This is a genomic window from Crenobacter oryzisoli (assembly GCF_030385785.1).
In the GTDB taxonomy this organism is placed as follows: Bacteria; Pseudomonadota; Gammaproteobacteria; order Burkholderiales; family Chromobacteriaceae; genus Crenobacter_A; species Crenobacter_A oryzisoli.
This window is the reverse complement of record NZ_JAUEDK010000076.1, coordinates 1-14375: the sequence shown is the minus strand read 5'-3', so window position 1 is coordinate 14375 and position 14375 is coordinate 1. Positions and strand designations below refer to the sequence as shown.

The 14375-nt window shown below is 62.0% G+C and carries 13 protein-coding genes and 1 pseudogene; 2 read left to right on the top strand and 12 right to left on the bottom strand.

Annotated elements, in window-relative coordinates; translation table 11 throughout:
• Positions 1-1625 (top strand): group II intron reverse transcriptase/maturase (gene ltrA, locus QU481_RS22500; protein WP_289832225.1); only part of this gene is annotated, 1625 nt, incomplete at its 5' end.
• A 253-nt stretch (positions 1626-1878) separates the two neighbouring features.
• Here ltrA and QU481_RS22495 read toward each other — a convergent pair.
• The 4 genes from QU481_RS22495 to QU481_RS22480 all read right to left on the bottom strand — a co-directional run bounded on the left by QU481_RS22495 (position 1879) and on the right by QU481_RS22480 (position 4886).
• Positions 1879-2202, bottom strand: coding sequence for an ankyrin repeat domain-containing protein (locus tag QU481_RS22495; RefSeq protein ID WP_289832224.1), 324 nt, complete (start codon positions 2200-2202; stop codon positions 1879-1881).
• 777 nt (positions 2203-2979) lie between these two features.
• Entirely contained in the window at positions 2980-3183 is a 204-nt protein-coding gene (locus tag QU481_RS22490) for a cold-shock protein (protein ID WP_289832223.1), read from the bottom strand.
• Positions 3184-4107: 924 nt separating this feature from the next.
• On the bottom strand, positions 4108-4554 hold the full coding sequence (locus tag QU481_RS22485; protein ID WP_289832222.1) for a hypothetical protein: 447 nt from the start codon (positions 4552-4554) through the stop codon (positions 4108-4110).
• Between the two features lie 80 nt (positions 4555-4634).
• Positions 4635-4886 (bottom strand): LysR family transcriptional regulator, encoded by a 252-nt coding sequence (locus tag QU481_RS22480; protein ID WP_289832221.1) that lies wholly within the window; start codon positions 4884-4886, stop codon positions 4635-4637.
• Positions 4887-5024: 138 nt separating this feature from the next.
• On the opposite strand from QU481_RS22480, the gene QU481_RS22475 reads away from it, so the two are divergent.
• Positions 5025-5525 (top strand): DMT family transporter, encoded by a 501-nt coding sequence (locus QU481_RS22475; protein WP_289832220.1) that lies wholly within the window; start codon positions 5025-5027, stop codon positions 5523-5525.
• A gap of 56 nt (positions 5526-5581) precedes the next feature.
• Here QU481_RS22475 and QU481_RS22470 read toward each other — a convergent pair.
• The 8 genes and pseudogenes from QU481_RS22470 to prpC all read right to left on the bottom strand — a co-directional run.
• Positions 5582-5857, bottom strand: a pseudogene (locus QU481_RS22470) (tautomerase family protein); the annotation flags it as partial.
• A gap of 75 nt (positions 5858-5932) precedes the next feature.
• Positions 5933-6676: a sterol desaturase family protein gene (locus QU481_RS22465; protein ID WP_289832219.1), complete on the bottom strand. Its 744-nt coding sequence runs from the start codon at positions 6674-6676 to the stop codon at positions 5933-5935.
• A gap of 22 nt (positions 6677-6698) precedes the next feature.
• A complete protein-coding gene (locus QU481_RS22460; RefSeq protein ID WP_289832218.1) occupies positions 6699-7118 on the bottom strand; it encodes an MAPEG family protein in 420 nt (139 codons plus the stop codon).
• Between the two features lie 184 nt (positions 7119-7302).
• Positions 7303-8487, bottom strand: a complete 1185-nt coding sequence (locus QU481_RS22455; RefSeq protein WP_289832217.1) for an acetyl-CoA C-acyltransferase family protein — start codon at positions 8485-8487, stop codon at positions 7303-7305.
• Positions 8488-8645: 158 nt separating this feature from the next.
• Positions 8646-9833 carry a 2-methylaconitate cis-trans isomerase PrpF gene (gene prpF, locus QU481_RS22450; protein WP_289832216.1) on the bottom strand — a complete coding sequence of 396 codons (1188 nt, stop codon included), beginning with the start codon at positions 9831-9833 and terminating at the stop codon, positions 8646-8648.
• A 98-nt stretch (positions 9834-9931) separates the two neighbouring features.
• On the bottom strand, positions 9932-10471 hold the full coding sequence (locus QU481_RS22445; RefSeq protein ID WP_289832215.1) for a 2'-5' RNA ligase family protein: 540 nt from the start codon (positions 10469-10471) through the stop codon (positions 9932-9934).
• 34 nt (positions 10472-10505) lie between these two features.
• Positions 10506-13112 (bottom strand): Fe/S-dependent 2-methylisocitrate dehydratase AcnD, encoded by a 2607-nt coding sequence (gene acnD / locus QU481_RS22440; protein ID WP_289832214.1) that lies wholly within the window; start codon positions 13110-13112, stop codon positions 10506-10508.
• A 73-nt stretch (positions 13113-13185) separates the two neighbouring features.
• A complete protein-coding gene (gene prpC, locus QU481_RS22435; RefSeq protein ID WP_289832213.1) occupies positions 13186-14334 on the bottom strand; it encodes a bifunctional 2-methylcitrate synthase/citrate synthase in 1149 nt (382 codons plus the stop codon).
• Positions 14335-14375 lie beyond the last annotated feature (41 nt).

Here is a 14375-nt window from a genome sequence, read left to right as displayed (position 1 = left end):
TAAGTGTTGATGAGACGAACGCAAGTGAACCACTGATGACGTGTCGAAACCCCAAGATGACGCCAAAACTGGAGAGTATGGATGCTCCAGGACAAGGACAGACGGAGCCTGCTTACGGGCTGTCTGGCGTCCGGCATGAAGGTGGCGTGACGCCAACACAGGCTTTGATGAGGAACGTAGGAACCTGCGGCTCCGATGCGAAGGGAGAAATCCAAGCAGGCAGCCCCTGCAAGGACGAGAGTACCGATGCGGAGCACAGGGGCGGAGTCACTCGTAGTAGGGAAGAAGGTTCTGTAATGGAACGGGACCGAAGGGGTGGCGTTGCCTGGCAAGTTGGATCTGACAACCGAAGACGGGAGGATCAGTTCGGACGAGCCAAACCGTTCAATATTTCCAAGCGAGAAGTGTGGGAAGCCTATAAGAAGGTCAAGGCCAACAGAGGTGGAGCGGGGATAGACGGACAGACGATTGAGGCGTTTGAAAGGGAGCTGGGAAGCAACCTCTACAAGCTCTGGAATCGGTTGTCCTCGGGAAGTTATCATCCTCCGCCGATCAAGCGAGTCGAGATACCGAAGGCCGATGGAGGCGTGAGGCCGTTGGGAATTCCGACGGTCTCAGACCGGGTGGCACAGATGGTGGTCAAACAGCGTCTGGAGCCGAAGCTAGAGCCGATCTTCCACCGGGATTCCTATGGTTATCGACCGGGTCGATCGGCCCACCAAGCCATTGCCGCGGCGCGAAAGCGCTGCTGGCAATATGCATGGGTGCTTGATCTCGACATTAAAGGTTTCTTCGATAATATCGACTGGGAACTCTTGCTTCGAGCCTTACGGCGGCATACGGATTGCAGATGGATGCTGATGTACATTGAGCGGTGGCTAAAAGCACCGGTCAGTCTGCCAGACGGAACCGTACAGTGGCGAGACAAAGGTACGCCGCAAGGAGGCGTGATCAGTCCATTGCTGGCGAACCTGTTTCTGCACTACGGATTCGACGAGTGGATGCGTCGTCATCATCCGCACATTCCATTCGAGCGGTATGCGGATGATGCAATCTGCCATTGCCGCAGTCTGAAAGAAGCACAGGCGCTGAAGAAGGCTCTGGAAACAAGGATGGCGGAATGTCGCTTACAGTTGCATCCAGAGAAGACCAAGGTGGTCTTTTGCAAGGATGCCAACCGGAGGCTGGAGTACGAGATATGCCAGTTTGACTTTCTGGGGTATACGTTCCGTCCCCGCCTTCTTAAATCGAGGACGAACACACTATTCGTTGGGTTTGCGCCCGCGATCAGTCGGAAGGCGGCCAAATCGATTCGACAGACGGTCAGGCGGTGGCGGCTACATTGCTGGCACACCGTGGAACTCGTGGATGTGGCTGAAGCAATCAATCCGGCGCTACAAGGCTGGGTGAATTACTACGGTCGGTTCTCTCGATCCGCCTTGTACGATGTGTTCGATACGCTGAATCAGTACCTGGTTCGATGGGTGCGCAGGAAATACAAAAAGATGAAGGAGAAGGTGAGTCGGGCGAGGGATTGGTTGAACGCAGTTTGTCAGCGTCATCCCACGCTATTTGCTCACTGGGACCTGTCATCGAGTGAACGGTGGGCAATAGGAGCCGTATGAGTCGAGAGGCTCACGTACGGTTCTGGGAGGGCGTCAGGGTGAGATTCCTTGGCGCTACTCAACTACGTCGCTGCTGCTCGACGATTTTGTGCTGGCCGGCTTCGCCGCCAGGCCGATCACTCTGGCGAGGCTGGTCGGCACGCTGTTGATCGTGGCCGGGGTGGTAGTGATGCAGAATACGCCGGGAGACCGTACTGGCGAGAAAGGCAAAGTGAGCTCACCGGTAGTGGCATCGGTGTGTGTCGCTAGGCGGTCAAGAACGCTCGTGTGTGCGCAGCGAGCAGACGAACGAGCCTTCCTTGATCAGATCATAGGCGCAGTTGTCGCCATGGTCCTTGATGGTTTGATCCGCATTCAAGGCGATGAGGGCCTCGACGACGCTCAGACAACCATTCTGGTAAGCCACGTGCAAAGGCGTCATGCCACTCTGGTCCGTCGAGTTGATGTCGTCCCCATATTTGACATATAGCCTCACTAGGTCAACCTGCCCGGCAGCTGCCGCTTGGTGAAGTTGGCCAGTCTGATTTCGGGGGAGCGCCAGTGCATGTCGTCTATCGCTCTTGTTCTTAGCGGTCATAGTCTACCTCTTGGCGGTCCGTGATTATTTTCCCTTGCGGGTTCATGGTCTTAACGACAGAGCCTGGGTGGCTGTCAGAAAGATAGTGGGCATAACTGAGTGCATCGACTTTAGTACTAAAGTCGACAAGAGGGAATGTTGAGCCAGTTTGAAAGATTTCCCATCGCCCTGAAGGCCCATGGCTGACTCTGTAGGTCGTGACGTATTTTACACCTTTCATTCATGTACTCCTCCAGCTGGCGCAATCGCGGGACTACATCAATGCGATTCAGTTGGCGGTTAGCACGGTTGTTGAAGAGCATAGATGTAAAAAATATATCAATATTTCAATATAGATGATTCTAGTAATTCTGCTGATATATTTGGCTGCTCGCAATGATTGTCATTGATGTTGCGAGTTCGGGGTTGGAGTTAGCAAGACGACATAGTTTTTGTGCAGAGAAAATCGATCTTGACTCTTGGGTAATATGGATAAAAGTGGTGGGGTGGCCTAGCGGACTGAACGGCTAGCCCATTTGGTAATGACGTGTAGTTTTTTTGATGCAAGTCTGCTTAGAAAAAATTTCTCAAAACTCTCGTCCAAATAGCAAAATTCATAACCTGCTCGGGTCAGGCCCAGTACCATTGCAGTTCTTCCCGATGGCAGTAGGACATGAGCGCCTTGGCTTAGATAGAGCGATTTTTCGATGTTCTTTATGATGGGCTCCCGGGGCTCTGTATGCTAGCAATTAAAAAAGCTCCACTTGAGTGGAGCTTCGCATGCTATCTAATCTGTGATTAAACAGGTTGGATATTGGTTGCTGCCGGACCTTTTTTGCCCACGCCTCTAGTAAAGCTGATTTTTTGACCTTCATGTAGAGACTTGAAGCCGTCGGCCTTTATTTCAGAAAAGTGAGCAAACAAGTCTTCCCCACCGTTGTCCGGTGTAATAAAGCCAAAACCTTTTGCATCATTGAAAAATTTAACAGTACCTGTTTCCATGTCATATTCCTTTATGGATAAATAATGAGCTATCGCCCGAAATGCACGATATTCAAGGGATAGATATGGAAACAAAGGAGTCCGTAAGGACGACTGAAGTGTCAATAAGTATGATTCTTGAAAATCTTGCTGTATGCCAGTATGCGTGGCATGCAATCATAAGTCAATGAAAATTATAAATTAATTTATAGTCAATTTGGGTTTGAAAAGGGTGGCAATTTCAGAAGCAATGGATGGTTTTCTAATTCCGGGTTGGTTAGTTCCGCTAGATGTTTGAGTTATTGCGTTATGATGCTGGGGCAGACTGTACCTTGGGATCGCGCCATGGCAACGGGCTGGATGGGGCTCCCCGCCATGCTGCCACGGTGGGCGCAGTCGTTCAGGAGGACGGTATGAGGTCAATGTATGAGGGGAATACGTTCCTGTCAGCGCATATGTCTCCATAAGCCCAGCCTCTGGAGTTGTCATCGTGATCAATTGCAGATAATCGGGACGGGCCGCGTTGCTCATGGAATTGCAGCAGATGGGGGCGTGCAGAGTTTTGTGGACCGTTTCTGGAACCGTGGACACGCCCGGGTTACGTCAAAATATGTTTTTGGAATATCGCAGAGGTGGGTGATAAGCCATCAGAACAACAGCGCCTTCGAGGGGCACTATTGTCGTTTGAAGAGAGTCGGTCAAGGTTGGCAGAACGGGGTTTATCTGCCGCCAATCATACCCGCTCAAACACCGTCACCACCCCTTCGTGCGCGACAGATAGGTGTCACGGGTCTCGGTCGGTATTACATTGCCCATCACCATATTGCCAACGGCAGCTGGGAGAGACGATGGCGCGTTCGAGCGCGGCGCGGATCACGGTGGTGCTGAGCTTAACCGGGGTGACATCCTTTGGGCACCGGGCGCTGCCCGCCTATGCTGCCACGCCTATGTGGAGGGTGCGGGCGGAGACTGTCCGCCCGGTGTTCGGACAATGCTGCAGCGTGCGGAAGTCCTGACGTAGCCCAAAGAGGCGTGGCAGGCGGGGGGGTGGATGCTGTGCCATATCTGCTTGTCCACGATATAGGCCAACATGCCCGTCGCGATCGAGCCTGCCAGCCCCAATGCCTTGGCCGGACGAGTAATGGCGACCTGAAGCTGCGAGGCCGACTGGCGCAGCGACTCGAAGTTGGCCGCGTTGAGGAAGGCATCGATCCAGGCCGGGTAGATGGGCTGGTGGGCGAATTTCAGCCTGAATTGCGTCAGGCCCTTCCAGTCGAAAATCCGCGTATTGCCGGCATACAGACGCAGACATGCCTCCAGCGCCGCCCGCACTGGTGCCGACCAGCTGCGCTGGCAACCGCCAGCCGAACTCGAACAATTGGGCGACGGCACCGGTCTGCCACCAGCAGCGGTTGCCGCCGCCGGCGAAGGCGAGTGTGTCGATCTGGGACAGGTTCAGGGACTGGGTGGGTTCAACATGACTCATTGGGAAGGCAATCGATCAAGGGGCGGACCAGTGCCAGCGCGCGGGGCGTCGGCACCATGCCCTGCGCGCCGCGCATCAGCAGTGGGTCGTCAAACAGGTGGCGCAGCCGGCCCAGCGCATGGCTGACCGCCGGCTGGCTCTTGTGCAGCCGCTCGGCGGAACGTGAGATATGCCGTTCGGCCAACAGTGCTTCCAGGATCACCAGCAGGTTGAGATCGATGCGACGCAGATTATTCATGTAGCGAATAATAGTTAGCCGAAAATCAAATTGGCAATGCGATTGGCGTTATAGCAAGCTGGGTGCGTCGCTAACTTGCCGCAGCCGAGGCCCGGCTCCAACCGGTGCTCGGCGCGGCATTGAATCAGGAGTATTGCCATGTCCCCGCTTGCCAGCCTGTTGGGCTTGTTGATCGCCTGTGCCGCCGGCGCCGTGGTACCGGTGCAGGCTGGTGCCAACGCCGCCCTCGGCCGCGCCTTGGGTCACCCGCTGTGGGCGACGCTGATCTCGCTCGGCGTCAGCGTACTGGCGATCCTGCCGGTGATGTTGGCCCAGCGCGTGCCGGCACCGCAGCTGGCGCTGGCCGCCAAGGGGCCGTTGTGGTGGTGGGTCGGCGGCGTGCTTGGGGTGTTCTACATCAGCAGTGCGCTGATCCTGGCGCCCAAGCTCGGGGTCAGCAACTTTATCGCTGCGGTGGTAGCCGGACAGATGGTGGCGTCGCTGCTGCTCGATCACTTCACATTGGCCGGCTTCGCCGCCCAGCCGATCACCATGGCGCGACTGATTGGCGTGCTGTTGATCGTGGCCGGGGTGGTGGTGATGCAGAATGCGCCGGCGGTGGAGTCGGGCTTGGGGCGGGTGGCGGTGCGGGGGGGGTAAACCTCAATCTGGAACCCAAGCGTCACATCACAACCCGCCTGTCCGCCGCGTATCCCCCAGTTCTCCTTTGAAATTTCCCGAACAAGGATTTTCACGTGATCCTTGGGGATGCCGAACGGCGCCAGATTATTGACGATGGCCTTGTAAAGATTGCGTTTTGCCTCCAGCGAACGGCCGGCAAAGGCATCGATGCTGATGTGGGTGTAAAACTCGGGTTGCTGCCTTGCGGGAGGGCAGGCAAACCGGTGCGGCTCGTGAGCAATGAGCCGGACATTCTTGTCGCCGGGAAGAATCTTGAAGGCTTCCTGTAGGGCGGCATGCACGGCATCCATCAGGGCGATTTCCTGCTCTTGCAAATGCTGCCTTCTTACTTCGATCAATACGCTGGGCATAGTGTTTTCTTCCTTTTAACAAGGCGACGGCACCGTCCGGTGTACATCCTGGCCACGGAGCATGTCGCAGATCCGCTCAGCTTTGGGCGCGTCGAAACCGCATTGCTGGACCCGTTCGTCCGGGTTGTGCCAGGTGCCGAACAGCATGTCCCAGATGGGCAGGCCATAGTTCTGGGCGTGGTGGCCATAGGCGTGGTGTACCCGGTGCATTTCTGGCCGCTGGATTAGGTAGCCGAGCCACTTCGGCGAGCGGGTGTCGGAATGCAAGTACAGGTCGAAGAAACCGGTGAAGAACAGCGCCCAGGCTGCGGCGTACTCGGAGGCGCCAAACAGGATGTAGCTGCTGAAGCAGCTGATCAGGGTGGCGGTGACGGTTTCGAGCGGGTGAGCGAAGAACGCGGTGAGTGCTTCGATCCGCAGGGGGCTGTGATGGAGCTGATGGATGTTCCGCCACAGGAAATCGAAGCGATGCGTCGCGCGGTGCCACCAGTAGAAGATGACGCTGGTGCAGAAGAAGCCGAGAAAGCCGACGGCTATGTCTGGCAGCGAATCAGGCAGGGAAATCAGCGCCTGGGTCTTGATCCTGCCGTGGAACAGATAGCCGATGCCGACGGCGATGAGGCCGCTCGAGGCGCCAAGCGCCGTGGACAGCAGCAGCCAGCGCCGGTCGCAATGGTTTTGAGATGCCGGGGCGATCACCTCGCGGGTGAAGATCACCGCGAAGACGATCAGGATGATCGGGTAGACGTATAAATCCATGTGTTGTCCTTGCTTGGCCGGCTCAGATCGCCGACAGTGCGAGCCGGATCACCATCGCCCACAGCACGATGCTGGATGCGAGATACGCCGTGAAACGCAGCGGTACGTGGTTGATGGTGCACTGAATCGCGCTATGCAGCGCTCGTAGCGCGACATAGGCCCAGGCCAGCTGCACGAACACGGCATCGGCATGGTGCAGGGCGAGCAGCAGGCTACAGGTGGCATAGAAAATGACCGGGAGCTCGAACAGGTTCTTGAGGTTGTTCGACGGGCGGTTGATGTGCTCGGGCAGCATGGCGTTGATCCGTTCGGGCGTGGCGATCTGCTGGCTGGGGATGCGCTTGGTGACCAGATAACGAAGCCGTAGTGCATACATGTAGACCCACACGAGCAGGGTCAACAGCATCAGGGACAGGACGGGGTAAAGCAGGGCGTGTTCCAAATGGCGGGCTTTCTTGAACAGCTGGCTCGGCAGCAAGGCGGGCGCAGGCGAAGACGAAATTTATGCCTAAAGAATATCTCGAAAGCATCATACCCCGCCATCATGCACAACGGCGCCCAATGGGCGCCGTTGCCGTTTGCCGCGATGCGGCCAAGCTTGGCCGAACGGGATTAGCCGTTGGTCATCACACCCGCTCGAACACTGCCGCCACCCCCTGGCCACCGCCGATGCACATCGTCACCAGCGCGTAGCGCCCGCCGGTGCGCTGCAGTTCGTACAGCGCCTTGACGGTGATGATGGCGCCGGTGGCGCCGACCGGGTGGCCGAGCGAGATGCCGGAGCCGTTCGGGTTAACCTTCGCCGGATCGAAACCCAACTCCTGGGCCACCGCGCAGGCCTGGGCGGCGAACGCTTCGTTGGATTCGATCACGTCGAGATCGGCCACGGTCAGGCCGGCGTGCTCCAGCGCGATGCGGCTGGCCGGCACCGGGCCGATGCCCATGTGGTCCGGTTCGACGCCGGCATGACCCCAGCTGACCAATCGCGCCAGCGGCTTCAGGCCGAGCGCCTGCACCTGCGCCCCGTCGGCCAGCACCACGGCGGCGGCACCGTCGTTGAGCCCCGACGCGTTGCCGGCGGTGACGCTACCGTCTTTCTGGAACGCCGGCTTCATCTTGGCCAGTTGCTCCAGCGTCACGTCGGCGCGCACGTGTTCGTCGGTGTCGAACACCACCGTGCCCTTGCGGGTGGCGATCTCGACCGGAACGATCTGCTCCTTGAAGCGGCCTTCCTCGATCGCGCGGGCGGCGCGCTGCTGGCTTTCCAGTGCCAGCGCATCTTGCTCCTCGCGGCCGATGCGGTAGCGCGCCGCGACGTTCTCGGCGGTGACGCCCATATGGGTCTGCTGCCACGGGTCGTGCAGGATGCCGAGCATGTAGTCGACCACCTGCGCGTTGCCCATGCGGGTGCCCCAGCGCGCGCCCGGCATCAAATAGGGGCCTCGGCTCATCGATTCGGCGCCGCCACCGACGGCGATGTCGGCATCGCCGACCAGAATGCTCTGCGCGGCCATCAGGATGGCCTGCAGACCGGAGCCACACAGCCGGTTGACGTTGAACGCCGGGGTTTCCTTGGGGATGCCGGCATCCATTGCCGCCACGCGCGACAGGTAGGCGTCGCGGGTTTCGGTGGGGATCACATTGCCCATCACCACGTGACCGACGGCGGCCGGGTCGACATGGGCGCGCTCAAGCGCGGCGCGGATCACGGTGGTGCCGAGCTCCACCGGGGCGACATCTTTCAGCGAGCCGCCGAAGCCGCCAATGGCGGTGCGGGCGGCGCCGACGACGAAGATTTCCTTTTGCATCATCAACATCCTGTGGTTACGGGCAGAGCCCGCGTGTGGGCGAGGGGCGGGTGGAGGCGATCCACCCGGTTTGATGTGTCTGTGCTTGGGGCTGCCAGGCTGTGCAAGGTCTGGGCAAGGCGCGTCGATGCCGAATGGCTGCTGGCGACGCGCCGGCCGGATCAGAAGGCGTCGCCCGGCACGCGCACCCAGCCTTCCATCAGCACCCGCGCGCTGCGGCTCATCACCGCGCGGGTCACCGTCCACTGGCCATCGACCCGCTGCGCCTCGGCACCGACGCGCAAGGTGCCGGACGGGTGGCCGAAGCGCACCGCGTGGCGTTCGCCGCCACCGGCCGCCAGGTTGACCAGCGTGCCGGGGATCGCCGCGGCAGTGCCGATCGCCACCGCCGCGGTACCCATCATCGCGTGGTGCAGCTTACCCATCGACAGCGCGCGGGCCAGCACGTCGATGTCGGCGGCGGCCACCGGTTTGCCGCTGGACGACACGTAGTCGGCCGGCGGGGCGACGAAGGCGATCTTCGGGGTGTGCTGGCGGGTGGCAATCTCGTCCAGCTGCTGGATCAGGCCCATCTTCAGCGCGCCGTGGGCGCGGATGGTCTCGAACATGGCGAGGGCCTTGGCATCACCGTTGATGGCGTCCTGCAGCTCGGTGCCGGTGTAGCCGATCGCGTCGGCGTTGACGAAGATGGTCGGGATGCCGGCGTTGATCAGCGTGGCCTTCAGCACGCCGACACCCGGCACTTCCAGGTCGTCGACCAGTTGGCCGGTGGGGAACATCGCGCCGCCGTCTTCGCCTTCGTCGGCCGGGTCGAGGAATTCCAGCTGTACCTCGGCGGCCGGGAAGGTCACGCCGTCCAGTTCGAAGTCGCCGGTTTCCTGCACCTGGCCGCCAGTGATCGGCACGTGGGCGATGATGGTCTTGCCGATATTGGCCTGCCAGATGCGCACGGTGGCGATGCCGTCGTGCGGCACGCGCGCCGCATCGACCAGGCCGCCCGCGATGGCGAACGGGCCGACCGCGGCCGACAGGTTGCCGCAGTTGCCGCTCCAGTCGACGAAGGCCTGGTCGATCGACACCTGGCCGAACAGGTAGTCGACGTCATGGTCGGGACGGCTCGAGGTGGCGACGATCACCGTCTTGCTGGTGCTGGAGGTGGCACCGCCCATGCCGTCGATCTGCTTGCCGTACGGGTCGGGGCTGCCGATCACGCGCAGCAGCAGCGCGTCGCGTGCGGCGCCCGGCACCCGGGCCGCTTCGGGCAGGTCCTGCAGGCGGAAGAACACGCCCTTGCTGGTGCCGCCACGCAGGTAGGTGGCGGGAATCTTGATCTGGGGAAGATGCGGCATGGTGCCTGTTCCTTATCGAGAGCGCCTGCGTCGGGCAGGGCGCGGCAATGCTACGTTATCGTGCGGCGCCGCCTTTGCCTACGTCCTGTCGGACGTGGCTAGAGCAGGCGCAGCTGGGCATAGGGGTAGGGCGGTGCGGCGAGTGGCCAGGTGGCGATGGTCCGGTAGCGATAGGGCGCCCCTCCGCCTTCCACCAGCAGAATTTCGTCGATCGTCCAATCGATCGGTTCGATCTGCTGCGATGGTAGCGGCGACGGTGCAAGGTAGCTGATGGTGACGTGCGGGGTGGGGGTCGACGGGGCATCCAGGCCTTCCGCGAGCAGAGCCGCCTGGATTGCTAGCCGCAGCGCCTTTAGCTCCTTCGGGTCGCCATGTGCTTGAAAGGCCCAGTGCATCCTGCCGGTGGTCGGCCGTCCGCTGTTGATGCGGTTGAGCGTCATCGGGCACATCACGGCCGAGACCCGGTCGCCGGCGCGTAGCAGCCGGTCGAGCAGTCTCGCTTCGACGAAGTAGCGGCTCGACAGCGACTGGTGCCAGTTATCGGGCGCGAACAGCCTAGAACCCAGCCGGGTGTCCAGGCCATGGTGGCGCACGGCGCTCACCATGGCGGACAACACCGCTGGTGGAGGCTTAGCCATCAACAACAGCCTGGGCACCGCCGTCATCGCTGACTCAGGCGGCCTGCGCGGCCGCGAGGAAGTCCTGCGCGAAGCGCTGCAGCACGCCGCCGGCCTCGTAGATCGACACTTCCTCGTCCGAGTCCAGGCGGCAGGTCACCGGCACCTGCACCGTTTCGCCGTTGGCGCGGTGGATGACCAGGGTCAGCGCGGCGCGCGGGGTGCGTTGGCCGATCACGTCGTAGGTCTCGGTGCCGTCGAGGGCCAGCGTCTTGCGGGTCACGCCCGGCGTGAACTCGAGCGGCAGCACGCCCATGCCGATCAGGTTGGTGCGGTGGATGCGCTCGAAGCCCTCGGCGACGATGGCTTCCACGCCGGCCAGGCGCACGCCCTTGGCGGCCCAGTCGCGCGAGGAGCCCTGGCCGTAGTCGGCCCCGGCCACGATGATCAGCGGCTGCTTGCGGTCCATATAGGTCTCGATCGCTTCCCACATGCGCATCACCTTGCCTTCCGGCTCGACGCGGGCCAGCGAGCCCTGCTTCACCGTGCCGTCTTCGTTCAGCACCATTTCGTTGAACAGTTTCGGGTTGGCGAAGGTGGCGCGCTGCGCGGTCAGGTGGTCGCCGCGGTGGGTGGCGTAGGAATTGAAGTCCTCCTCCGGCAGGCCCATCTTGGCCAGGTACTCGCCGGCCGCCGAGTTCAGCAGGATGGCGTTGGACGGCGACAGGTGGTCGGTGGTGATGTTGTCCGGGAGGATCGCCAGCGGCCGCATGCCCTTGAGCGTGCGCTCGCCGGCCAGCGCGCCTTCCCAGTACGGCGGGCGGCGGATGTAGGTGCTCTTCGGGCGCCAGTCGTACAGCGGCGAGGCGGCCTTGGCGGTGGCACGCTTCTCGAACATCGGGATGTAGATCTGGTTGAACTGCGCCGGCTTCACGGCACGGGCGACCAGGGCGTCGATTTCCGCGTCGCTCGGCCAGATGTCCTTCAGGTGGATTTCCTTGCCGTCGACCACGCCCAGCACGTCCTGTTCGATGTCGAAGCGCACCGTGCCGGCGATGGCGTAGGCCACCACCAGCGGCGGCGAGGCGAGGAAGGCCTGCTTGGCGTACGGGTGGATGCGGCCGTCGAAGTTGCGGTTGCCGGACAGCACGGCGGTGGCGTACAGGTCGCGCTCGATGATCTCCTGCTGGATTTTTGGGTCCAGCGCGCCGGACATGCCGTTGCAGGTGGTGCAGGCGAAGGCGACGATGCCGAAGCCGAGCGCTTCCAGGTCCTCAAGCAGGCCGGCTTCCTTCAGGTACAGCTCGACCACCTTCGATCCCGGCGCCAGCGAACTCTTCACCCACGGCTTGCGGGTGAGGCCGAGCTTATGGGCGTTGCGCGCCAACAGGCCGGCGGCGATCACGTTGCGCGGGTTGGAGGTGTTGGTGCAGCTGGTGATGGCGGCGATGATCACCGCGCCGTCCGGCAGCAGGCCGTCGGCTTCCTGGGCGCGCGCCTTGTCGAGGTCCACCGCGATGCCGCGTTCGGCCAGCGCCGAGGTCGGCAGGCGCTTGTGCGGGTTGGACGGGCCGGCCATGTTGCGCACCACGCTCGACAGGTCGAACGTCAACACGCGTTCGTATTCGGCGTGCTTCAGGGTGTCGGCCCACAGCCCGGCGGCCTTGGCGTAGGTTTCCACCAGCTTCACCTGCTCGTCGGTGCGGCCGGTCAGGCGCAGGTAGGACAGGGTCTGCTCGTCGATGGCGAACATCGCCGCGGTGGCGCCGTACTCCGGGGCCATGTTGGAGATGGTGGCGCGGTCGCCGATGGTCAGGCTGGCAGCGCCGGCACCGTAGAACTCCAGGTAGGCGCCCACTACGCGCTCCTTGCGCAGGAACTCGGTCAGCGCCAGCACGATGTCGGTGGCGGTGATGCCGGGCTGGCGCTGGCCGGTCAACTCGACACCGACGATGTCCGGCAGACGCATCCATGAGGCGCGGCCGAGCATCACGTTCTCGGCCTCCAGTCCGCCGACGCCGACGGCGATCACGCCGAGCGCGTCGACGTGCGGGGTGTGACTGTCGGTGCCGACGCAGGTGTCCGGATAGGCCACACCGTGGTCGGCGTGGATCACCGGCGACATCTTCTCCAGATTGATCTGGTGCATGATGCCGTTGCCGGCCGGGATCACGTCGACATTATCGAAGGCGGTCTTGGTCCACTCAATGAAGTGGAAGCGGTCCTCGTTGCGACGGTCCTCGATGTCACGGTTCTTCTGGAACGCGTCCGGATCGAAGCCGCCGCACTCCACCGCCAGCGAGTGGTCGACGATCAATTGCACCGGCACCACCGGGTTCACCTGGGCCGCATCGCCCCCTTGGGCGGCGATGGCGTCGCGCAGGCCGGCCAGATCGACCAGCGCGGTCTGGCCGAGGATGTCGTGGCACACCACGCGCGCCGGGAACCACGGGAAGTCGCGTTCACGCTTGCGCTCGATCAGCTGTTTCAGCGAATCGGTCAGGATGGCCGGATCGCAGCGGCGCACCAGGTTTTCGGCCAGCACGCGCGAGGTATAAGGCAGGGTGTCGTAGGCGCCGGGCTGGATCGCCTCGACCGCCGCGCGGGCGTCGAAGTAGTCCAGTGGGGTGCCCGGCAGGGCGGTACGGTAGGCAGTGTTCATGGCGGGGAGCCCAAAGAGAGAATCGAGGGGGGCAGAAGGCAGAAGAGCGGCCTGCGCCGCTCTGCCGTCATGATCAACGCTGGTCGATCGGCACGAAGGTCAGGTCTTCCGGCCCGACGTAGTTGGCCGACGGGCGGATGATCTTGCCATCCTGGCGCTGCTCGATCACGTGCGCGCTCCAGCCGGAGGTACGCGAGATCACGAACAGCGGGGTGAACATCGCGGTCGGCACGCCCATCATGTTGTAGCTGACCGCGCTGAACCAGTCGAGGTTCGGGAACATCTTCTTCACGTCCCCCATCACGCTCTCCAGGCGCTCGGCGATGTCGAACATCTTGGTGTTGCCGGCCGCTTCGGACAGCTCGCGCGCGACTTCCTTGATCACCTTGTTGCGTGGGTCGGCGATGGTGTACACCGGGTGGCCGAAGCCGATCACCACTTCCTTGCGCTCGACGCGGGCACGGATGTCCGCCTCGGCTTCATCCGGGTTCTCGTAGCGCTGCTGGATCTCGAACGCCACCTCGTTGGCGCCGCCATGCTTCGGACCGCGCAGCGCGCCGATGGCGCCGGTGATGCTCGAGTACATGTCCGACCCGGTGCCGGCGATCACGCGGCCGGTGAAGGTCGACGCGTTGAATTCGTGCTCGGCGTACAGGATCAGCGAGGTGTGCATCGCCCGCACCCACAGTTCGCTCGGCTTCTCGCCGTGCAGCAGGTGCAGGAAGTGGCCTCCGATCGAGTCGTCGTCGGTTTCCACGTCGATGCGCTTGCCGTTGTGGCTGAAGTGGTACCAGTACAGCAGCATCGAGCCGAACGAGGCCATCAGGCGGTCGGCGATGTCGCGCGCGCCGGCGATGTTGTGGTCGTCCTTCTCCGGCAGGGTGCAACCGAGCGCCGACACGCCGGTGCGCATCACATCCATCGGGTGGGCCGAGGCCGGCAGCGCTTCCAGCACCGCCTTCACCGAGGCCGGCAGGCCGCGCAGCGCCTTCAGCTTCTGCTTGTAGCCGGCCAGTTCGGCCTTGTTCGGCAGCTTGCCGTGCACCAGCAGGTAGGCCACTTCTTCGAATTCGCAACGCTCGGCGATGTCGAGGATGTCGTAGCCGCGGTAGTTGAGGTCATTGCCGGTGCGGCCGACGGTGCACAGCGCGGTGTTGCCGGCGGCGACGCCGGACAGGGCAACCGACTTCTTCGGTTTGCTGACGAGGGTAGCTTCGCTCATCTGGGGTTTCTCCTTAATGCAGACTCGATCTGAATGGCTGG

Excerpts from the sequence above, each read along its gene's own strand:
- QU481_RS22495 (WP_289832224.1), bottom strand. The coding sequence starts at position 2,202 with ATGACCGCTAAGAACAAGAGCGATAGACGACATGCACTGGCGCTCCCC.
- QU481_RS22490 (WP_289832223.1), bottom strand. The coding sequence starts at position 3,183 with ATGGAAACAGGTACTGTTAAATTTTTCAATGATGCAAAAGGTTTTGGC.
- QU481_RS22480 (WP_289832221.1), bottom strand. The coding sequence starts at position 4,886 with ATGAATAATCTGCGTCGCATCGATCTCAACCTGCTGGTGATCCTGGAA.
- QU481_RS22475 (WP_289832220.1), top strand. The coding sequence starts at position 5,025 with ATGTCCCCGCTTGCCAGCCTGTTGGGCTTGTTGATCGCCTGTGCCGCC.
- QU481_RS22465 (WP_289832219.1), bottom strand. The coding sequence starts at position 6,676 with ATGGATTTATACGTCTACCCGATCATCCTGATCGTCTTCGCGGTGATC.
- QU481_RS22455 (WP_289832217.1), bottom strand. The coding sequence starts at position 8,487 with ATGATGCAAAAGGAAATCTTCGTCGTCGGCGCCGCCCGCACCGCCATT.
- prpF (WP_289832216.1), bottom strand. The coding sequence starts at position 9,833 with ATGCCGCATCTTCCCCAGATCAAGATTCCCGCCACCTACCTGCGTGGC.
- QU481_RS22445 (WP_289832215.1), bottom strand. The coding sequence starts at position 10,471 with ATGGCTAAGCCTCCACCAGCGGTGTTGTCCGCCATGGTGAGCGCCGTG.
- acnD (WP_289832214.1), bottom strand. The coding sequence starts at position 13,112 with ATGAACACTGCCTACCGTACCGCCCTGCCGGGCACCCCACTGGACTAC.
- prpC (WP_289832213.1), bottom strand. The coding sequence starts at position 14,334 with ATGAGCGAAGCTACCCTCGTCAGCAAACCGAAGAAGTCGGTTGCCCTG.